The organism is Clostridium sp. Cult1 (assembly GCF_021655095.1).
Lineage (GTDB): Bacteria > Bacillota > Clostridia > Tissierellales > Tepidimicrobiaceae > Schnuerera.
Map to the genome: position 1 here is coordinate 1,631,842 of NZ_PPXW01000001.1, position 21,449 is coordinate 1,653,290.

The 21,449-nt window shown below is 30.9% G+C and carries 20 protein-coding genes; all 20 read right to left on the reverse strand.

Annotated features, from left to right (window positions below):
* Nucleotides 1-14: 14 nt before the first annotated feature.
* The 20 genes from C3E89_RS08080 to tsf all read right to left on the reverse strand — a co-directional run bounded on the left by C3E89_RS08080 (nucleotide 15) and on the right by tsf (nucleotide 21,407).
* Nucleotides 15-722 carry a polysaccharide deacetylase family protein gene (locus C3E89_RS08080; RefSeq protein WP_236911929.1) on the reverse strand — a complete coding sequence of 236 codons (708 nt, stop codon included), beginning with the start codon at nucleotides 720-722 and terminating at the stop codon, nucleotides 15-17.
* Nucleotides 723-850: 128 nt separating this feature from the next.
* Nucleotides 851-2,941: a polyribonucleotide nucleotidyltransferase gene (locus C3E89_RS08085; protein WP_236911930.1), complete on the reverse strand. Its 2,091-nt coding sequence runs from the start codon at nucleotides 2,939-2,941 to the stop codon at nucleotides 851-853.
* A gap of 162 nt (nucleotides 2,942-3,103) precedes the next feature.
* Nucleotides 3,104-3,367, reverse strand: coding sequence for a 30S ribosomal protein S15 (gene rpsO, locus C3E89_RS08090; RefSeq protein WP_272876679.1), 264 nt, complete (start codon nucleotides 3,365-3,367; stop codon nucleotides 3,104-3,106).
* A 130-nt stretch (nucleotides 3,368-3,497) separates the two neighbouring features.
* Nucleotides 3,498-4,421 (reverse strand): bifunctional riboflavin kinase/FAD synthetase, encoded by a 924-nt coding sequence (locus tag C3E89_RS08095; RefSeq protein WP_236911932.1) that lies wholly within the window; start codon nucleotides 4,419-4,421, stop codon nucleotides 3,498-3,500.
* Nucleotides 4,422-4,431: 10 nt separating this feature from the next.
* The gene (gene truB, locus C3E89_RS08100; RefSeq protein WP_236911933.1) at nucleotides 4,432-5,325 is read right to left on the reverse strand and encodes a tRNA pseudouridine(55) synthase TruB; all 894 of its coding nucleotides are present in this window, start codon (nucleotides 5,323-5,325) and stop codon (nucleotides 4,432-4,434) included.
* A 5-nt stretch (nucleotides 5,326-5,330) separates the two neighbouring features.
* The gene (locus tag C3E89_RS08105) at nucleotides 5,331-6,305 is read right to left on the reverse strand and encodes a DHH family phosphoesterase (RefSeq protein ID WP_236911934.1); all 975 of its coding nucleotides are present in this window, start codon (nucleotides 6,303-6,305) and stop codon (nucleotides 5,331-5,333) included.
* Nucleotides 6,298-6,675 carry a 30S ribosome-binding factor RbfA gene (rbfA, locus tag C3E89_RS08110; protein WP_236911935.1) on the reverse strand — a complete coding sequence of 126 codons (378 nt, stop codon included), beginning with the start codon at nucleotides 6,673-6,675 and terminating at the stop codon, nucleotides 6,298-6,300. Before rbfA ends, C3E89_RS08105 begins: the two co-directional genes overlap by 8 nt.
* Before the next feature lie 13 nt (nucleotides 6,676-6,688).
* On the reverse strand, nucleotides 6,689-8,725 hold the full coding sequence (infB, locus tag C3E89_RS08115) for a translation initiation factor IF-2 (RefSeq protein WP_236911936.1): 2,037 nt from the start codon (nucleotides 8,723-8,725) through the stop codon (nucleotides 6,689-6,691).
* Nucleotides 8,726-8,767: 42 nt separating this feature from the next.
* Complete coding sequence (gene rnpM, locus C3E89_RS08120) at nucleotides 8,768-9,040, reverse strand: RNase P modulator RnpM (protein ID WP_272876593.1); 273 nt, start codon at nucleotides 9,038-9,040, stop codon at nucleotides 8,768-8,770.
* 19 nt (nucleotides 9,041-9,059) lie between these two features.
* The gene (gene nusA / locus C3E89_RS08125) at nucleotides 9,060-10,109 is read right to left on the reverse strand and encodes a transcription termination factor NusA (protein WP_236911937.1); all 1,050 of its coding nucleotides are present in this window, start codon (nucleotides 10,107-10,109) and stop codon (nucleotides 9,060-9,062) included.
* A 14-nt stretch (nucleotides 10,110-10,123) separates the two neighbouring features.
* Complete coding sequence (gene rimP / locus C3E89_RS08130) at nucleotides 10,124-10,588, reverse strand: ribosome maturation factor RimP (RefSeq protein ID WP_236911938.1); 465 nt, start codon at nucleotides 10,586-10,588, stop codon at nucleotides 10,124-10,126.
* Between the two features lie 178 nt (nucleotides 10,589-10,766).
* Nucleotides 10,767-15,044 (reverse strand): PolC-type DNA polymerase III, encoded by a 4,278-nt coding sequence (locus tag C3E89_RS08135; protein ID WP_336512940.1) that lies wholly within the window; start codon nucleotides 15,042-15,044, stop codon nucleotides 10,767-10,769.
* A gap of 18 nt (nucleotides 15,045-15,062) precedes the next feature.
* Entirely contained in the window at nucleotides 15,063-15,722 is a 660-nt protein-coding gene (locus C3E89_RS08140; protein ID WP_236911939.1) for an MgtC/SapB family protein, read from the reverse strand.
* A 22-nt stretch (nucleotides 15,723-15,744) separates the two neighbouring features.
* Entirely contained in the window at nucleotides 15,745-16,794 is a 1,050-nt protein-coding gene (gene ispG / locus C3E89_RS08145) for a flavodoxin-dependent (E)-4-hydroxy-3-methylbut-2-enyl-diphosphate synthase (protein ID WP_236911940.1), read from the reverse strand.
* Between the two features lie 4 nt (nucleotides 16,795-16,798).
* Nucleotides 16,799-17,812, reverse strand: coding sequence for an RIP metalloprotease RseP (gene rseP, locus C3E89_RS08150; protein ID WP_236911941.1), 1,014 nt, complete (start codon nucleotides 17,810-17,812; stop codon nucleotides 16,799-16,801).
* A 22-nt stretch (nucleotides 17,813-17,834) separates the two neighbouring features.
* On the reverse strand, nucleotides 17,835-18,611 hold the full coding sequence (locus C3E89_RS08155) for a phosphatidate cytidylyltransferase (RefSeq protein WP_236911942.1): 777 nt from the start codon (nucleotides 18,609-18,611) through the stop codon (nucleotides 17,835-17,837).
* Nucleotides 18,612-19,355 (reverse strand): isoprenyl transferase, encoded by a 744-nt coding sequence (locus C3E89_RS08160; protein WP_442870591.1) that lies wholly within the window; start codon nucleotides 19,353-19,355, stop codon nucleotides 18,612-18,614.
* A 50-nt stretch (nucleotides 19,356-19,405) separates the two neighbouring features.
* On the reverse strand, nucleotides 19,406-19,963 hold the full coding sequence (gene frr, locus C3E89_RS08165) for a ribosome recycling factor (RefSeq protein WP_236911944.1): 558 nt from the start codon (nucleotides 19,961-19,963) through the stop codon (nucleotides 19,406-19,408).
* A gap of 2 nt (nucleotides 19,964-19,965) precedes the next feature.
* Complete coding sequence (gene pyrH / locus C3E89_RS08170) at nucleotides 19,966-20,682, reverse strand: UMP kinase (RefSeq protein ID WP_236911946.1); 717 nt, start codon at nucleotides 20,680-20,682, stop codon at nucleotides 19,966-19,968.
* Between the two features lie 77 nt (nucleotides 20,683-20,759).
* Complete coding sequence (tsf, locus tag C3E89_RS08175) at nucleotides 20,760-21,407, reverse strand: translation elongation factor Ts (protein WP_236911948.1); 648 nt, start codon at nucleotides 21,405-21,407, stop codon at nucleotides 20,760-20,762.
* Nucleotides 21,408-21,449: the final 42 nt, after the last annotated feature.

Sequence of the window (21,449 nt, forward strand, 5' to 3'; positions counted from 1 at the left end):
TACGTAAATAATTATTATTCAATTACATCACTTATTGTACCAATCTTGTAACCTTTTTTATATAGAAAAGATATAATTTCAGGTAATGATTTCACCGTTTCTTTAGTTGGATGCATCAATACAATAGCTGAATTATCAATTTTACTAATTACTCGATTTATTATTTTATCTTTAGTACTATCTTCTCTCCAATCTATAGTATCAATTGTCCACATAATGACATCATAGTTTAAATCCTTTGCTGCTTTTAAAGTATTATCATTGTATGCTCCAGATGGAGGAGCAAAATATTCAGGTTCAATACCTAAAATATCATATATAATATTATGGGCTTTTAATATTTCTTCTCTATTTCCTTCATAACTAAGTTTATCATAATCTATATGTCTATATCCATGATTACCAATTTGATGCCCAGCCTCATACATAGTTTTTAGCAATTCCGGGTTCTTTTTAGCCCAAGTTCCAGTAACAAAAAAAGTTATATTAATATCGTTTACGGAGAAAATTTCTAACATAGGTTGAATATATTCATTACCCCAATCTACATTACATGCAAAAGATATAACCTTATCATCTACATTTCCTTTATAATATATATCCATTTTAAATGTTTCATCTACTCTATTATAAAAGGAAAAATAGATCCCTACAACTATTATTATCAAAATAATGAGTAATAATATAGATGCAACCTTCTTATTAACAATTAATATTCTCATATCTACCCCTCCAAAGATCTTTCTACCATTATTTATATTCAGAAGGATAGAAAATTATATTCAAATATTTATAAAAATTAAAAACATGAACCTAAATTGGGTTCATGCATTTAGTACTAAATTTATTTTTATTCCTTTTCTACTTTTGGCAATGCTGCTTTCCTCGATAAATTTATTCTTCCTTGATTATCTATATCTATTACCTTAACTAACACCTGATCACCGCTGGCCAATACATCTTCAACTTTATTAATCCTTTCATTAGCAATGTTTGATATATGAAGCAAGCCTTCTTTCCCATTGATAATTTCTACAAAAGCTCCAAAAGGAACAATTTTAACCACTTTACCCATATAAATATCTCCAACTTCTACATCTTTAACTACTTGATTAATTAACTCCATTGCTTTTTCTCCATTTTCCATATTCTCAGAAGCTATGGATACTTTTCCATCATCATCAATATCAATTTTAACACCAGTTTCATCTATTATCTTATTAATCATTTTACCACCTGGTCCTATAATATCCCTAATTTTATCTGGATGGACCTGCATTGTAATTATCCTTGGTGCATAAGGAGATAATTCTTCTCTTGGTTCAGAAATCGCCTGTTTCATTTTTTCCAATATATACAGTCTTCCCTCTCTGGCTTTTCTTAAAGCTTCACTTAATATAGCCCTATCTATACCAGATATTTTGATATCCATTTGAATAGCAGTTACTCCTTTTTCTGTTCCTGCAACTTTAAAATCCATATCTCCTAAATGGTCTTCTAAACCCTGAATATCCGATAATATAGCAACCTTACTGTCTGATTTTATCAATCCCATTGCAATTCCCGCTACAGGTGCCTTTATTGGTACTCCTGCATCCAATAAAGCTAAAGTGCTACCACATACACTAGCTTGAGAACTAGAACCATTTGAACTTAATACTTCTGATACTAGTCTTATTGTATAAGGGAAATCTTCGACAGCTGGAATAACAGGCTCTAAAGCCCTTTCAGCTAACGCGCCGTGCCCAATTTCACGTCTTCCTGGCCCTCTTAAAACTCTAGTATCACCAACAGAATATGGCGGAAAATTATAATGATGCATATATCTCTTTGATTCTTCTTCGCTTATTCCATCTATTATTTGCACATCACTAGCAGCTCCCAAAGTTGCAACAGTCAATACTTGAGTTTGGCCTCTTTTAAACAATCCAGAGCCATGAGCTCTAGGTAACAATCCTACATCAGTAGTTATAGGTCGAATTTCGTCTTCCTTTCTATTATCAGGTCTAATTCCTTCTTCTAGAATAAGTCTTCTAACTTCTTCTTTTAATATTTCCTCCATTGTTTCAACGATATCCTTTTCATTATCAGGATACTTTTCCACAAATTTCTCTAGCGTTTCTTCCATCACTTTATCAATTGCTTCTTCTCTGTCTTGTTTTTCAAAGGTTTGTATTGCGGTAACAAGCTTTTCTGTTGTATATTCTCTAACTTCTTTTTCAATTTGACTATCTGGCTTAAAGACTATAAAATCTTGCTTTTCCTTACCTACTTCCTTTTTAATTTCTTCAATAAAGCCACATAATTTTTTTATTTCTTCATGTGCAAATAATATAGCCTCTAACATAGTTTCTTCAGGTATCTCATTAGCTCCTGCCTCTACCATCATAATTGCATCCTTGGTTCCTGAAACTACTAAATGAATACTTGATTTATCCCTTTCTTCAGCCGTAGGATTTATAACAAATCTTCCATCAACTAATCCGACTAAAACAGAGGCTGTTGGCCCATTAAAAGGTATGTCTGATATAGTTAAAGCTATAGAAGAGCCAATCATCCCAACTATATCTGGTGTACAATCTTGATCAACAGATAGTACAGTAGCAATAACTTGTACATCGTTTCTGTATCCATCTGGAAAAAGAGGTCTAATTGGTCTGTCGATTAACCTAGATGTTAGTATTGCTTTATCGCTAGGTTTACCCTCCCTCTTAATAAAACCTCCTGGAATTTTACCTACTGAATACAACCTTTCCTCAAAATCAACGCTTAATGGGAAAAAATCTATCCCTTCCCTCGGTTCTTTAGAAGCTGTAGCTGTGACTAGTACAACTGTATCTCCATATTGGAGTAAACATGCACCATTGGCTTGTTCAGCTACTTTTCCAATCGTAATAGAAAGATTTCTCCCAGCTAAATTATACTGAAACTGCCTTTCCATGCTCTACCTCCTTTTGATAATTTAAACATATTATTATTATAACCTTTTATTTATTAAAAACACTAATAGTTTAGGTTAATAAATAAAATTAGTTTTCAATAAACACTATATAAGTTTAAAGTAAAAAATAAATCAATAGAGCGGGATAGATCCCCGCTCTTATTATCCTCTAATTCCTAATTTTTCAATTAATGCACGATATCTCTCAATATCTTTTTTCTCTAAATATCTTAATAGACCTCTTCTTTGACCTATCATTTTGAATAAACCTCTTCTTGAATGGTGATCTTTTTTATGGGCTTTAAGATGCTCTGTTAAAGAATTGATTCTGTGACTTAAGATTGCAATTTGAACTTCTGGTGAACCCGTATCACCTTCATGTAATTTGTATTCTTCGATAATTTGAGCTTTTTGTTCTTTAGTCATTGTCATTTTTATACCTCCTCTAAATTTAGTTTCACCAAAAGCTAAGTAAATCGCCGAGGTACGATAAACTTAGCAAGTGGTAATTTATACATCAAGTTAATATTATCATATATCTTTCCAATTGTAAATATTATTGATGCTTTTTAACATATTCTACATCTTTTTCAATCTGTTTAATTAGCTCTGTAGTAGTATTAAATTTAATATCATCTCTGATGAATTCAACAAACTTTACTTCTATAAATTTATTGTAGAGATCACCGCTAAAATCTAAAATATAATTCTCTATCTTTAGTTCGTTCTCATTAAAAGTTGGGTTGTAACCTATATTGGTTAAGCTGGTATACTCTTTGGTATCTAAAAGAGTAATAGTCTTATATACTCCTATCTTAGGAATAATGTAATTGTTATCCAATTTTAGATTTGCAGTAGGATAACCCATTTTACTTCCTCTACTTTTCCCTTTAATAACCTTTCCAATAATAAAATAATCACGCCCAAGAAGATTGTTTGCTTTTTTAATATATCCTGATTTAATAAGATTACGTATTCTAGTACTGCTAACTACTTCGTTATTTACATAGATTGGTTTAATAATATTGACTTGAAATCCTTCCTTTTCTCCTAAGAATAACAAATACTCACTATCTCCTGCTGCTTTATGTCCAAATCTATAATCAAATCCAACAGTTACTAGTTTTGCCTTTAATCTATTAATTAAGATGTCTTTTACAAATTCTTCTGGTGATAATTTCATAATACTTTTGTCAAAATTTATAGTATATATTACTTCAATGCCTAATTCAGCTAGTATATTTAATTTTTGATCATAAGGAGTAATAATTTCTAGTTTTGAACTTTCTTTATTTCCTAATAGGGTTTTTGTATGATTTTTAAATAATAAAACTGAAGGTTTTAAATTTTTATCTTTTGCCTTTTTTATATTATCCTTTATTAAATATTGATGACCAACATGGATTCCATCAAAATTCCCTAAAGCTATGCCGGTTTCATATATATTCTCTTCAAAATTATTTAAATCTATTATTTCCATATTTACCACCTTACACAAAAACTTTATCCATTTTTAAACTGGGTATATTATTTCTAAATATAATTCTTCCCACTCCTATAAAAGTATTTTTACAATATACTCTGGCAGGTTTATCTGTTTGAGAAAGACTAAATATATCATTTGCAAAAGGTATAATATTTCCATTAATTAACCCATTATAGAATCTATCCTCAACAACTAAAGAGTCCATATGACCTATACTTTTATCTATAGGACAGATTATAGACTTTAGTTTATCATTATCTAAACTTTTTATATAATCAAAACTATAGCTATCCTCTAAATTAAAATTACCTACGCCAATTCGAATTAAGTAAGACATATATCCAAATGTTCCTAAAATTTTTCCTATATCATGGCATAATGTCCTTACATATGTTCCCCTAGAGCATTTAACGTAAAAAATAACTTTTTTATTATCAATTATATTATATATTCTCAAATCATATATGTTTACTTTTCTAGAAGGACGTTCTATCGTCTTACCTTCTCTGGCTAACTCATATAATTTTTTCCCATTCTTTTTCAGTGCCGAATACATAGGGGGAATCTGATCAATTTCTCCTATAAAGCTTTCAAAAGCATTGTATATATCTAATTTACTAACCTTTTTTGATGAACAATTAGTAACATTACCATCTATATCCTGAGTATCTGTAGCCATGCCTAGAGTTAATTCAGCTATATACTCTTTATCTACATTTAATAAATATTCACTAATTCGTGTTCCTTTTCCTATACATAAGGGAAGAACCCCAGTTGCATTTGGGTCTAAGGTTCCAGTATGTCCAATCTTTTTCATACCTAATATTTTCCTCATCTTAGATACTGCATCATGGGAGGTAAAGCCCCTAGGTTTAAATAAGTTTATTATTCCATCCATATAAATCACCTAAAGTTCTTTAGAATTTCTTCTAAAATAATATCCTTTGCTACATTAACATTTTCAAAAATAGTACATCCAGCTGCTCTAACATGTCCTCCACCATTAAATTTATTACATATTTTAGCTACATCAATTTGTTTCTTACTTCTTAAACTTATTTTTACTTCCTTTTCATCAACTTCTTTTAGTAGACAAGCAACTTCTACAGAATCAATACCTCTTACGAAAGATATTAGACCTTCTGTATCCTCCATTTTAGCGTGATTAGCTTTTAACATATCCTGAGTTGCGACTATAATCCCAACTTTTCCTTCTAAGTATGTTTCCAGGCTATTCATAGAATCTATAAATAGTTTTGTTCTAGCCATGCTCCTACTCTGATATAAATTAATATTAATATTATCTGCATCAATTCCAGTTTTCAATAATTCTGCAATAATTAAATGAGTTTTATAACTTGTATTGCTATACATAAAGCTTCCAGTATCTGTACTAATAGCAGTATATAAACAAGTTGCAATATCTTTGTCTATATCTACTCCCATTTTATTAATAAACTCATATATTATTTCTCCTGTTGCAGCAGATGAAGGAGATACTATATTTATATCTCCAAAATTATCATTTGTGATATGATGATCAATATTAATAACCTTATTAGCTTTTAAGGCAAATTCCTTACCTGGGCCTAATCTATGCAAATCGCTAGAATCCAAAGACACTAATAAGTCTATTGATTCATCTACAGAATAATCTTTAATCTTATCTATTCCAGGTAAAAACTGGTAGTCAGAAGGTATATCATCTACTTTGAGCACTTTTACATTAGTTTTAAGCTTTTCAATAGCCCTGGCTAAGGCTAATGTAGAACCAATATTATCTCCATCTGGCTGCACATGAGAAACCAAATAAATATTATTTGACTTCTTAATCAGTTCAATTGCATCTAACATTAAAACCTCTATTGAATTATTCATCCCTATCTCCTTTTTTATCCCCATCTTCTCTATTAACTTTTTCAATAAGTTTAGAAATATAAAGGCTGTGTTCTATTGATTCATCAAGATGAAAAACAGGTTCTGGTGCATGCCTTAAATCAATCCTATTTCCAATTTCTTTTCTAATGAACCCCTTGGCACTTTTTAACCCTTTCAAAGTGTCCTCTTTTACTTCTTTGTCTCCTAATACACTAACATATATGTTTGCATAGCTTAAATCATTAGTTACCTGTACCTTTGTAACACTAGTCATTAGATTTACTCTTGGATCTTTGATCTCCCTTGTTATTAATTCTGAAACTACCTTCCTAATTTCCTCAGAAATTCTATTTATCCTCTTGTTATTCATAAGGTTACACCCCTTATCTTTCCACTTCTTTCATAATATATGATTCTAAAATATCTCCTTCTTTTATATCATTATAATTTTCTAAACCTAGTCCACCTTCATATCCTGTAGTTATTTCTCTCACATCATCTTTAAATCTTTTTAAAGATGATACCTTTCCTTCGAAGACAACAACATCATCTCTTAATAATCTAATAGTACTATTTCTAGTAACTTTTCCTTGCTGTACATAGATTCCTGCAACTACACCTACATTAGGTACTCTGAAAATGGCCCTAACCTGAGCTCTACCAATAACTTCCTCTACATACTTAGGCTCCAACATCCCCTTAATAGCAGATTTAATATCTTCTATTGCATCATAAATAACTCTATAAGTTCTTACATCTACCTTCTCATGTTTTGCTATATCCAATGCATTTAAAGTAGGTCTAACATTAAAACCAATGATTATAGCGTTTGATGCAGAAGCTAACATTACATCGCTTTCAGTGATACCTCCAACACCACCATGAATGACATTTACTTTAACCTCATCATTTTCTAATTTTTCCAAAGATTGTCTAATCGCATCAATAGTTCCTCTTACGTCGGTTTTTATGATTATATTAAGATCTTTAATCTCACCTAATTGGATTTTTTCAAACAAATCGTCTAGAGATATCTTCTGTGAAGATTTTAATTGTTCTTCTCTGACTAGTTCTTTGTTTTTATCAGCAAAAGCTCTTGCTGTCTTTTCATCTTCAACAGCATATAATAAATCACCTGATAGTGGCACTTCAGACAAACCTAAAATAGCTACTGGTATTGAAGGGCCAGCTTTCTTCACTTTTTTGCCTTTATCATCAAACATAGCTCTTACTCTTCCACTTGCACTTCCTGAAACAATCATATCTCCTACCTTTAAGGTACCTTTTTGTACTAACACAGTAGCAATAGGGCCTTTGCCTTTGTCAAGCTGAGCTTCAATAACAGTACCTACAGCTTTCCTATTAGGATTAGCTTTTAATTCCTGCATTTCTGCAACTAAAAGGATCATTTCTAGTAACTCATCTATACCCTCTTTTCTTAAAGCCGAAACGGGTACACTAATAGTATCCCCACCCCATTCTTCTGGTACTAATCCATGTTCAACTAATTCTTGTCTAATTCTATCAATATTTGCATCTGGTTTATCAACCTTATTTATAGCTACAATTATAGGTACATTTGCTGCTTTTGCATGGTTGATAGCCTCTATAGTTTGAGGCATTACTCCATCATCTGCAGCAACAACTAATATAGCTAAGTCTGTGACTTGAGTACCTCTAGCCCTCATAGAAGTAAAAGCCTCATGACCAGGAGTATCTAGAAAAACAACTTTTTTACCTTCTACATTTACTATGGAAGCACCTATATGTTGGGTAATTCCTCCAGCTTCTTGTGTAGTTACAGAAGTTTTTCTAATAGCATCTAGAAGAGAAGTTTTCCCATGATCAACATGGCCCATTACTGTAACAACAGGTGGCCTTGGCTTTAAATCTTTAGGATCGTCTTCAAAATCTAGATCAAATTCCTTCTCTATATCTTCCCCATCTTCCATTTCTTCCTTAACAATCTTAAAATTAAATTCATCCCCAATAATGCTAGCAGTATCAAAATCGATAGATTGATTTTGATTAGCCATAACACCTAAACCGATTAATTTAGTTATTACTTGAGTTGAGCTTACACCCATCATATCTGCTAAATCTTTAACTATAATATTATCTCCTATTTCAATAATATTATTATCTTTCTCATTATCAGACTTGGAAGTTGTCTCTTCACTCTTTTGTTTATTATCATTTTTTTGTGTTTTATTCATCTTATTTCCTTTATCAATATTTTTCTTTTCTTTTGAAACTTCTTTATCTTCTTCAAAAAGTTCTTTTATCATTTCTGCCTCTTCGCTTTCTAATGAGCTCATATGACTGCTAACATTTAAATCTAATTCTTTCATTTTTTCAATTAAGTCCTTACTTGACATCCCAAGTTCTTTAGCAAGTTCATATACTCTTATTTTTATCAAACTATACACCCCCAGTATTTTTACAGGTGATAATTCCATATTTTATTTCTGATCAACATTAATTATTTCATTTAAATTATCATATATTTCATCAGGTATTTGGATATCCAATGCCCTATCTAATCTTTTACTTTTTTTAGCTTTATTTAAACATTCTATACTTGAGCAAATATAAGCTCCTCTACCATTCATCTTTCCTGTTAAATCAACATTAATAATTCCATCCTTATTTTTTACCACCCGAATCAATTCTTTCTTAGATTTACTTTCATTACATGCAACACATCTTCTTAGAGGTATTTTTTTCTTTCTCAAAATATCACCCCACTAAATTCTAAGATTCTAACTCACCATCATACTGACTTTCGCTTTTAATATCTATTTTCCAATTTGTCAACTTAGCTGCCAGCCTAGCATTCTGACCCTCTTTACCTATTGCTAAGGATAATTGGTAGTCTGGCACGATTATCAAAGCTGATTTTTCTCTTTCATTAACTTCTACTTTTACTACCTTTGAAGGACTTAAACTATTAGCTATAAACTCTTCAATATTATTGCTCCATATAATAATATCTATTTTTTCCCCGTTGAGTTCTTCAACTATAGCTTTTACCCTACTGCCTTTAAACCCAACACAAGCGCCCACAGGGTCTACATTAGGATCTTTAGAATGAACGGCAATTTTAGTCCTAGAACCTGCCTCCCTAGATATAGCATAAATATCCACAACACCTTCATGAATCTCAGGAACCTCTAATTCAAACAACCTTTTAACCAATCCAGGATGAGATCTGGAAAGTATTATTTGAGGTCCTTTAGTTGTTTTTTTTACTTCTAATATAATTAGCTTTATTCTATCTCCCTGGTTATATACTTCCCCTTCTATTTGTTCTGTAGGAGGTAATATGCCTTCCGTTTTACCCAGATCAATATATACATTATTTTTACTAATCCTTTGGATCATCCCTGTAATTATTTCATTCTCCCTATTTATAAATTCATCATATATTACATCTCTTTCTGCATCCTTTATCCGCTGTATAACTACTTGTTTTGCTGTTTGAGCCGCAATCCTTCCAAAGTTTTTTGGAGTTACTTCCACAATTACAATATCTCCAAGTTGATAAATATCATCTATTTTTTTTGCCTCTTCAATATCTATTTCCAATAAATCATCTTCAACCTCATCAACAACCATCTTCTTTGCAATTACTCTTACTCTTCCTGTCTCTCTATCTATTTCTACTTCTACATTTTGAGATGAACCAAAGTTTTTCTTGTAGCTCGAAATTAGTGCAGATTCTAAAGCATCAAAAATGATCTCTTTAGATATCCCTTTTTCCTTTTCTATTTCTTCAAGGGCATCAATAAACTCTGCATTCATTAATTTAACCTCCCTTAAAATTTTACTGCTAATTTAATCTTTGAAATTGTTTCTCTTTGTATTTTTTTATATCCTAAACTATCTTCTTTTATTTGAATAAATTCTTCATCATAGTCTATCAATTGTCCAATATATTTCTTTTTTCCATCTATGTTTTTATAAAGGCTGATCTCTACATCCTTACCAATATTCCTTTTTAAATCCTTATCAGTCTTCAAAGGTCTATCTAATCCTGGTGAAGAAACTTCTAAATAATAGCTTTCATCTATAGGATCTAGTTCATCTAATTTATCTCCTACTTGCTCACTTACCCTTTGACAATCGTCGATACTTATGCCATCTAGTTTACCTATATAAAACCTTAAAATATTGTTTCCATTCTCTTTAATATACTCTAAATCTACTAAGTCATATCCAAGATCCTCTATTATAGGTTCACAATGTTCTTTTACAGTTCTAATAATATTTTTTTTACTCAAATTATCACCTCCATAAAATCATACCTATTTTTTGTAATATAAAAAGAAATATACCTTTAGTTTTATTATGATTAATTCAAACAAATTAAGAGTGGGTCAGCCCACTCTATTAAGCAAATTAACCTTGTATTGTCCACACAACTTAATCATTATAATTATATCATATTCCTAGGGAAAATCAAATATTAAAAAGGCTAATTTGATTGCTTTCAGGTAAATCACTAAAACAACCATGTTCCCTAAGTGCTTCTACCACAGTTTTACTCACCTTTGTTCTTGTGACAAAATCTTCTATAGATAAGAATTTATCATTTTCTCTTTCCTTAACAATGTTTCTTGCTGCAGTCTCTCCTACCCCTTCTAAACTTTTAAGGGGAGGCAATATTCCATTTTCGCCTATTAAGAATCTATCACTATCTGATCTATAAAGGTCAACTTTTTCAAAATTAAACCCTCTTGCATACATTTCTTGAACAACTTCTAAAACAGTAAGAAGGTTTTTTTCCTTTGCAGTCATTTGATTAGATAAACCCTCCAGCTCTTTAATTTTTTCCTTCACAGCTTCCTGCCCTTTTAAAACCAAATGAGCATCAAAATCTTGTGCTTTAGTCGTAAAATAAGTAGCATAAAAAGCCTCAGGATGATGAACCTTAAAATAGGCAATTCTATAAGACATCATAACATAAGCAACAGCATGAGCTTTTGGAAACATATACTTTATTTTTTTACATGATTCAATATACCACTCTGGTATATTGAATCTTTTCATGTATTCTTCATCTTCATCTGTTAATCCTTTTCCTTTTCTTACCTTTTCCATTATTTTAAAAGCTCTTTTTTTATCAAGACCAGAGTAGATTAAATAGAGCATAATATCGTCCCTTGTCGAAATAACTTCCTTTAGTGATGCTATGCCATTTCTAACTAGATTCTGTGCATTATTGAGCCAAACATCAGTACCATGGGATAAACCACTAATTCTGACTAATTCAGCAAAAGTAGTAGGTTTTGTATCCATTAGCATTTGCCGTACAAACTTTGTACCGAATTCTGGTATACCCAAAGTGCCTGTTTCAATATTTATTTCTTTATCATCCATATTTAATGGCTTAACACTAGTGAATAATTCCATAGTTTCTTTATCATCTAAAGGAATCTTACTTGGATCTACTCCTGTGATCTCCTCTAACATCCTTATTATGGTAGGAACATCATGTCCTAAGATATCCAGTTTTAGAATTCTACCACTAATTGAGTGATAATCAAAATGAGTGGTTATTACTCCCGATTTTTTGTCATCAGCTGGATATTGAATAGGTGTAAAGTCATAAATTTCTTTATTTTTTGGTACTATCATAACCCCACCAGGATGTTGTCCAGAGGTTCTTTTAATTCCAGTACAACCTTGTACAAGTCTATTTATTTCAGCTGGATGAACATTTAACCCTTTTTCTTCATGATATTTTTTTACAAAACCATAAGCTGTTTTATCAGCAATAGTACCTATAGTTCCAGCTCTAAAAACATAACCTTCACCAAATAGTTCTTCTGTATATTTATGAGCAGAAGGTTGATATTCGCCAGCAAAATTTAAATCTATATCTGGTTCTTTATCTCCTTCAAATCCTAAAAAGACTTCAAAAGGAATATCATGACCGTCTTTTATCATCTTTTCTCCACATTTTGGGCAATCTTTATCTGGTAAATCAATTCCTGACCCTATAGATCCATCTTCTATGAATTCACTATATTTACAACTAGGACATACATAATGAGGTACTAAAGGATTAACTTCAGTAATTCCACTCATAGTTGCAACAAAAGAAGAACCGACTGAACCTCTTGAACCTACTAAATATCCGTCTTCTAAAGATTTCCACACTAATTTTTGAGCTATAATATACATTACAGCGTATCCATTCTTAATAATTGAATTTAATTCCTTATCCAACCTTTCTTTCACTAAATTAGGTAAAGGATCACCATATATTTCAATAGCTCGATTATAGGTAATCTTTCTTAATTCTTTTTCAGCACCTTCTATTACAGGAGGATAAGTACCCTTTGGAATAGGATCTATTTCTTCTACCATATTTGCAATTATATTAGAATTTTTAACAACCACTTCTTTAGCTTTTTCTTGGCCCAAGTACCCAAACTCTTCTAGCATTTCATCTGTAGTCTTATAATATAAAGGTGGTTGTAAATCAGCATCAGAATAGCCTTGGCCAAACATCAGTATTCTTCTGTAAACCTCATCTTCAGGGTCTAGAAAATGTACATCTCCAGTTGCAACAACAGGTTTATTGAACCTTTCACCCATTTCTACAATTTTTTTATTAATAGCCATTAACTCTTCTTTCCCTTTTACCAATCCATTTCTAATTAAATGCATATTATTTTCTAAGGGTTGAATTTCCAAATAATCATAGAAATTTACAATATCCTGTAATTCATTATAACTTTTATTCTTCAAAATTGCCTTATATAGTTCCCCTGCTTCACAAGCACTTCCTAATATTAATCCTTCTCTATAGTTATTAAGCAAGGTTTTGGGAATTCTTGGCTTCCTATAAAAATAGTTTAAATGAGATTGAGATATTAATTTATATAAATTTTTTAATCCCGTTAAATTCTTGGCCAAAATTACAATATGATAAGATTCATCCTTTGCAATATCTTTTTCCTCAATGAGTTTGTTTATTTTATCAAATTCGGTAATTCCATTTTTATTTAGTAAATCCATAGATTTTAGAAATATCTCAGAAGTTGCCTTAGCATCATCTACAGCCCTATGATGGTTTACTAAGCTTACATTTAGATGTTTAGCCACTAAATTAAGTCTATGACTTTTTAATTGAGGAAATAGAGCTCTAGATAGTTCCAATGTGTCAAAAACAGGATTAGTTAGCTTTTTCCCTAGTTTTGCAAGTTGTTCTCTTATAAACGATATATCAAATGAAGCATTATGTGCAACTAATACAGCCCCATCTATGAAGGATTCAAATTCTGGTAAAACCTCCTGAATAGTAGGTTTATCTTTTACCATTTCATTAGTAATACCAGTTAAGTTAATAATTTTATTTGGAATAGACCTTTCTGGATTAATTAATTGGCTAAATTCCCCTACTGCTTTACCCTTTTCTATTTTAACTGCACCTATTTCCGTAATCATATCATTTTTAGGTGAAAGACCAGTAGTTTCTATATCAAACACCACAAAAGTATCATAATCTTTTTCACTATCATAATTAGATATTATAGGTTTTTTATCGTTAACCAAATAACCTTCTACACCATATATAACTTTGATTCCTAGCTCCTGACTAACTTCCATAGCTTCAGGAAAACCTTGAACTACTCCGTGATCTGTTATTGCAATAGCGGTATGTCCCCATTTTTTAGCCCTTTTAGCTAGCTTTTTAAAACTATTTATCCCATCCATAGAACTCATCTGAGTATGGAGATGTAATTCTACACGCTTTTCTTCAGCTATATCCATTCTTTCTTGTTTTTCTAATATATTTAGGGATTTAAGCATTAGTACTAGATATTTTGAATAATTATCGAATACAACATCTCCTTCTATTTTTACATATAAACCCTTTACAATATTAGTCTCAAAATCTTCAAACTGTTTTTCATTAAGAAATACTTTTACAGTTATAGAATCGGTTAAGTCTGTTATGTTAAATATAGCTAACTTTCTATTACCTCTAATATCCCTTATTTCAATCTGAAAAACTTCTCCTACTACTATAGCGGAACCAGTATTTAGAGTAATATCTTTAATCTTCATTGGTTCTTCTTCAATCTTTTTACCAAAAATATAATTTCCATTAGGAGATGCTTTTTTTTGCTTAGGTTTGTTTTTACCGATCTTTTCATTATTGTTTAACGTCTCTAAGGATATAATTTTTTCTTCATTAATTGTATTTTCAATAATTTCATGGCCATTATCTTCTATTCTAGATTCGTCAATAATTATATTCATTTCTATATTCAATTCTTTAATTATTTTAGCTTTAATTTTATTATCAATTCTATTACTTACCAGAGCAAATTTTATTATTTCGTTTGTAGGAAAAACTTTTATAGAATTATTTTTTATTTCATATTCTAATTCTTTTACCCAAGATGTACTAGAAGGTATTTCTTTTTCAATGCAATATAATATGTTATTCCAATACTTATTGAATATTTTATCCAGTTCTTCTAAATCATCATATTTGATACTGATTAACACGTTTAAACCATCAAATTTACTTTCAAAAATACTTCTTATTTTATCTAATATTTCTTCTGCTACAATACTTTCTGAAGCTAATATTATTTCAATCATGTTCTTGTTTTTATTTAGTTTTACTTTTTTAACAAATATTGAATCTATATCATAATCTACTAAAATATGATTCTTTTTTAGGATTTGCATTAATTCTATTTTAGTATTATTCACTTTTTGCTATTGCCCCCTTTAGCCACTTTGGGATACCTCCATTATATTCTTTATACTTGCAAGAGAATTCATCATTTCATATTTTTTACTAAGCTCTTTCATCCCAATTTCTAGATTAATTTTAATCAATTCCTCATCTTTATGTTCTATATCTATACTAAGTATGTTAACACCATAATCACCTAATATTTGTCCAACTCTTCCAATCTGTCCAGGCTTATCTACTGACACTATGCTTAAAGTAATGTAATGATAACCTTTAGCCTTTATTCTTCTTCCAAATCTATGAAATGACATTAAAGTAATAATTACCAATATAGTAGATATTATAGCAGCCAAATAAAAACCAGCACCAACCGCTAATCCAATAGCAGCAACAACCCATAAGCTAGCAGCAGTAGTTAGCCCTGTTATTACTCCTGTATCCTTTCTTAATATAGTACCTGCCCCCAAAAAACCTATTCCACTTATAACTTGAGCAGCAATTCTATCTGAATAATACTGAGATTCGGTATTAAGATATATAGATAATAGCATTATTAAAGTAGAACCCAATGAAACTAAAATATGAGTTCTTAAACCAGCTGGTTTTTGAGTACTCTCTCTATCTATGCCAATAAAACCCGATAACAATATAGATAAAAGAAGCCTTATAACAACCTGCTTATTATCTAACATATAAACACCTTCCAAACTATAATCAAAGGTTTTCTATTTCTTTTAACAATTCATCTAATAAAAATTCTTCTTTTACTTTTTTATACGCTTTTCCTTTTTTAAATAATAATCCTTCTCCTTTGCCTCCAGCAATACCAATATCAGCTTCCCTTGCTTCTCCAGGCCCATTTACAGGACATCCCATAATAGCAACCTTTATTGGTTTTTTAATTGGTTTTAGTCTCTCTTCAGCTTCTTCTACTAATTTAATTAATTGAATTTTAGTTCTTCCACAGGTAGGACATGATATTATCTCTACCCCTTCATCTAATAAATCTAATGATCTTAATATTTCTCTACCTACTTTTACTTCTTCTACAGGATTTCCAGTTAGCGAGACCCTAATGGTATCTCCTATTCCCATAGAAAGAAGGCTACCCATACCAATAGATGATTTAATAGTACCCTTCCAAACTGGTCCAGCTTCAGTCACTCCTAAATGTAAAGGGTAATCTACTTTCTCAGATATTTTTTTATATGTTTCTATAGTAAGAGGAACATTACTGGCCTTTAATGAAATTTTTATTTCTTCATAACCTAAACTTTCCACTAATCTTACATGCTCAAGAGCACTCTCTACCATTGAATCTGCATTAACTCCCTGATATTTTTCTAAATACTCCTTTTTAACAGAGCCAGAGTTAACCCCTATTCTTATAGGAACTTTTCTTTCTTTACAAGCATTTATAACTTCTTTTACCCTTATTTCTGAACCTATATTCCCTGGATTTATTCTTAAGCAATCTGCACCATTTTCTACAGCTGCAATTGCTAATTTATAATCATATTGAATATCTGCAATAAAAGGAATCTTAATATTTTTCTTTATTTTCCTAATGGACATTGCATCTTCAATATCTGTGATGGCTGACCTAACGATATGACAACCAGCTTCTTCTAATCCCCTTATTTGATTAATAGTAGAATTTATATCCTTAGTTATAGTGTTGGTCATTGATTGGACTGAAATAGGGCTGTCACCACCTACGGGCACATTCCCTACCATTATTTTTCTAGTCTTTTTTCTTTCCACAAAATCACCTTCTAAAAATATTAAATCTAATGATATCCGAATAAGTAACGGTTAACATCAATAGGATCAATAGTACAAACCCAATAAAATGTATAAAACCTTCTTTGTCTGGATCAATGGCTTTACCTCTAATAATTTCAAGAAATAAAAATACAATTCTACTACCGTCTAAGGCGGGTAATGGCAATAAATTAAAAAATCCCAAATTTATGCTTATAAAACCCATTAAATAAAGTAAGTTTGTAAAACCATACTTAGCAGCCTCCCCGATAGTATATATTACCCCTACAGGTCCTGATAGATCCTTAGTGCTTACTTTGCCGCTAAAAACCATCTTAATAAAATCGAACATCAACATAAGCATTGAGCCAGTTTTTTGCAACCCACCCTTAATTGCTGATATAAAAGTTTTTTCAGTAGTAGGTACTATACCAATTATAACTCTGTTATCATTACTTACTTCTGGTTTTAAGGTAAAATCCTTTATATCACCATTACGAAGAACGGTTACTTTCATATCTTCATCAGGGCTTGAATTATTAATTTCATTAACTATAGAATCCCAGTTTTTCATCTCAATATTATTAATCTTGACAATCCTGTCCTCCCTTTGGATGCCTGCACTTTTGGCAGGAGAATCATCTAATGTTTCTAATACTATAGTAGTTGGCATACCTACATTAAAAGAAACTATAGATAGTACGATGATAGCTAAAATAAAGTTCATAGTTGCACCAGCCACAACTACTGCAATCCTAGAAATGGCGGGTACTTTATTGAAACTTCTAGGATCATCGGAATTTTCGTCTTCTCCTTCCATACTTACATAGCCGCCAATAGGTAATGCTCTAACACTATATTTAGTTTCTCCCTTTTGTTTTTGAAATATCTTTGGACCCATACCTATTGAAAATTCATTAACCTTTACCCCAACTGACTTTGCAATAATAAAATGTCCAAACTCGTGAAAAAGTATTACCATTAAAAATACGAAAACTGCTGCTATTGCTGTTAGCAACTATATCACCACCTGTTTTATATTATAAAAAAAAATTAACAAAATAGTAAATAAAAGGAGCTGTAAACAATATGCTATCAAATCTATCTAGCACTCCCCCATGACCAGGCATAATAAAGCCAAAATCTTTAATTCCAGTAAGTCTTTTAATTTTAGAGGCAGTTAAGTCTCCAATTTGAGCAATAATAGATCCTATTAGAGAGAGCAAAACAAATTTCCATACAGGAAAAACACCAAAATATTTGGCATATATTAATGTTAATATAATTGCACCTAATATACCTCCTAAGGAACCTTCAACCGTCTTCTTTGGGCTTAACTTGGGGCATAACTTTGTTTTGCCGAACAAACTACCTGATAAATATGCAAAAGTATCTGTCCCCCATGCAATTATAAAAATTAACCATATATAAATTGTTCCATCTAAATATATAATATGTTCCATTAAAAAAGGTATGTAAAGTATACCAAATATAGTGGATATACTATCTATAAAATTGATATCTTTTTTATAGATAAAATTGAATATCAAAGCTATTATTACAAAAATGAATATATATATTAAAGATACCCATTTAAAGTCTAATGAATAAAAAAGAAAACCTATACAACTAATATATCCAATTCCTTTGATGGGCTTTACTCCTTTATTTTCTATAGCATCAAAAAATTCCCTTATTCCAATAATAGACAATAAAAATATAAATAATGCAGCTAAGATTCCACCTTTAGATATCATAAAAATGGTTAATAATACTATGAACAATCCACTTATAGCCCTTATAATTAAACTCTTCACCTATATTCCTCCAAACCTTCTGTTTCTTCTTTGATAGTCTATAATTGCCTTATAAAATTCTTCTTCTTTAAAATCTGGCCAATAGATATGGGAAAACCAAAATTCTGTATATGCTATTTGATATAACATAAAATTACTTAATCTAAGTTCGCCACTAGGTCTTATCAATAGATCTGGATCAGGAAGATTATTTGTATATAAATAATTCTTAAATATCTCCTCATCTATGTCTTCTTCTTTTAGTTTACCCATTTTATAATCTTCTAAAAGATTTTTTATACCCCGTACAATCTCATCCCTACCTCCGTAGTTTAGTCCTATGTTTAAAATCATTTTAGTATTATTTTTAGTTTTTTCTATTGCTCTTTCTACTTCTTTTTTAGCAAACTTAGGCAATTTATTTAAATCTCCCATAGTCTGTATTTTCACATTATTTTTGTGAATTCTGTCTAACTCAATTCTTATATATTGAACTAATAATTTCATTAAACCATCGATTTCTTCCTTCGGCCTTTTCCAATTTTCTGTTGAAAAAGCATAGAGAGATAGATATTTTATATTTAATTTTTCAGCAACTTCCACTATTTCAATTACACGCTTCATACCCTCCTGATGCCCAGCGGTTCTAGGTAAAAATCTCTTTTTAGCCCATCTTCCATTGCCATCCATAATAATAGCCACATGCTTGGGTACTCTATCTAAATCTATTTTATTTTTTAATTCTATTATTTCATCCTTATCCATGAGATTACCTCCCATCATTAAAAACCCCTTCTGTCTAAGAAGGGGAATATCTATATTTCCAATAATTCTTCCTCTTTTTTATTAGTTAAATCATCAATTTCATCTATATATTTATCCGTAATTTTTTGGGTTTCATTTTCAGCAGCTTTCCTATCATCCTCACTTATAGTTTTGTCTTTTTCCATTTTCTTAATTATATCATTTGCCTCTCTTCGAATATTTCTAATAGATATCTTTGCATTTTCAGCACTTTTTCTCACGACTTTTACCAATTCCTTTCTTCTTTCTTCTGTTAATAATGGAATTGGTAATCTTATTAATTTCCCATCATTAGATGGATTTAAACCTAAATCAGACTTTAAAATTTCTTTTTCTATTGTAGAAATTAAATTAACATCCCAAGGCTGAATCACCAACAATCTAGGTTCTGGTGCAGAAATGCTAGCTACCTGTTTTAAAGGTGTGGCTGTTCCATAATAATCAATAGTTATTTGATCTAATAGGGCTGGATTTGCTCTACCAGCTCTAACACTTTTTAGATCCTCTTTATAAACCTCTACAGTTTTTTTCATTTTTTCTTCTGATTCCCTATGAACGTCTAAATTCATAATTACTCCTCCTTTACATGAGTACCTATTTTTTTACCTAAAACTACATCAATAATATTATTTGGTTTATCTATACCAAATACTATTAATGGTATACTATTATCCATGCATAAAGAAGTTGCTGTAGAGTCCATAATTCCTAATCCCATATTTAATATATCTATGTATCTTAACTTATCAAACTTTTTAGCAGATGTGTTAATATATGGGTCAGAGTCATAAACTCCATCCACTCCTTTTTTAGCTAATAATATAACCTCTGCTTCTATTTCAGCAGCCCTTAACGCTGCTGTTGTATCTGTTGAAAAATATGGGTTTCCGGAACCAGCAGCAAAAATAACAACTCTTCCTTTTTCTAGATGCCTTATTGCTCTTCTCCTTATATAAGGTTCTGCAATTTGTCGCATTTCTATAGCAGTTTGCACTCTCGTTATCACTCCAATATTCTCTAATGCATCCTGAAGAGCAAGAGCATTGATAACTGTACCTAGCATTCCCATATAATCCGAAGTTGTCCTATCCATATCAACAGCTAATCTGCCTCTCCAAAAATTTCCACCACCTACTACTATAGCCACCTCTACTCCAAGATTACGTAATCCTTTTATTTCCTCAGAAATTCTATTAACTGTATCTATATCTATTCCATGTCCTTTATCCCCTGATAATGCTTCACCGCTTAATTTTAAAACTACCCTTCTAAAAATTGGTTCCGTCATATAAATCCTCCCATTTTTATTAAATCAAATAGCTAGTACTTTACTTAAATGGAGAACAACAAGTGTTCTCCATTTAATTATACATTCATTTGCTTCGCTACTTCTTCAGCAAAGTTATCTTCTCTTTTTTCTAGACCTTCTCCTACTTCATATCTAACAAATCTTCTTATCTTTATATTTTCACCAATTTTAGCAATTTTTTCATTTAATACATCTTTAACTTTCATGCTTGGCTCTTTAATATATGGTTGCTCTAACAGGCAAACTTGTTCATAATACTTTCCAAGTCTTCCTTCAACAATTTTAGAAGCCACGTGTTCAGGTTTGCCTTCATTTACTACCTGGTGTATAAGTATTTCTTTCTCTTTTTCAACTTCTTCCTCTGGAACATCTTCTATACTTACATACTTAGGATTTGAAGCTGCTACTTGCATAGCCATATTTCGAACAAACTCTTTAAACTCATCGGTTTTAGCAACAAAGTCAGTTTCTGAGTTTATTTCGATTAAAACACCTATTCTTCCACCATGAATATAGGCATCTACTAATCCTTCTGCAGCAATTCTACTAGATTTTTTTGCAGCTTGTGATAAACCTTTCTCTCTTAATAATACAATAGCTTTTTCTAAATCTCCATTGGTTTCCACTAAAGCATTCTTACAATCAAGCATACCTGCTCCAGTTCTTTCCCTTAACTCCTTAACTTGTGCGGCACTTATACTCATTCTAACCCTCCTCTATTGTTAAAAATGGTAAGAGTGTAAAGG

Excerpts from the sequence above, each read along its gene's own strand:
- C3E89_RS08080 (WP_236911929.1), bottom strand. The coding sequence starts at position 722 with ATGAGAATATTAATTGTTAATAAGAAGGTTGCATCTATATTATTACTC.
- C3E89_RS08085 (WP_236911930.1), bottom strand. The coding sequence starts at position 2,941 with ATGGAAAGGCAGTTTCAGTATAATTTAGCTGGGAGAAATCTTTCTATT.
- rpsO (WP_272876679.1), bottom strand. The coding sequence starts at position 3,367 with ATGACTAAAGAACAAAAAGCTCAAATTATCGAAGAATACAAATTACAT.
- C3E89_RS08095 (WP_236911932.1), bottom strand. The coding sequence starts at position 4,421 with ATGGAAATAATAGATTTAAATAATTTTGAAGAGAATATATATGAAACC.
- truB (WP_236911933.1), bottom strand. The coding sequence starts at position 5,325 with ATGGATGGAATAATAAACTTATTTAAACCTAGGGGCTTTACCTCCCAT.
- C3E89_RS08105 (WP_236911934.1), bottom strand. The coding sequence starts at position 6,305 with ATGAATAATTCAATAGAGGTTTTAATGTTAGATGCAATTGAACTGATT.
- rbfA (WP_236911935.1), bottom strand. The coding sequence starts at position 6,675 with ATGAATAACAAGAGGATAAATAGAATTTCTGAGGAAATTAGGAAGGTA.
- nusA (WP_236911937.1), bottom strand. The coding sequence starts at position 10,109 with ATGAATGCAGAGTTTATTGATGCCCTTGAAGAAATAGAAAAGGAAAAA.
- C3E89_RS08140 (WP_236911939.1), bottom strand. The coding sequence starts at position 15,722 with ATGTTAGATAATAAGCAGGTTGTTATAAGGCTTCTTTTATCTATATTG.
- C3E89_RS08160 (WP_442870591.1), bottom strand. The coding sequence starts at position 19,355 with ATGGATAAGGATGAAATAATAGAATTAAAAAATAAAATAGATTTAGAT.
- frr (WP_236911944.1), bottom strand. The coding sequence starts at position 19,963 with ATGAATTTAGACGTTCATAGGGAATCAGAAGAAAAAATGAAAAAAACT.
- pyrH (WP_236911946.1), bottom strand. The coding sequence starts at position 20,682 with ATGACGGAACCAATTTTTAGAAGGGTAGTTTTAAAATTAAGCGGTGAA.
- tsf (WP_236911948.1), bottom strand. The coding sequence starts at position 21,407 with ATGAGTATAAGTGCCGCACAAGTTAAGGAGTTAAGGGAAAGAACTGGA.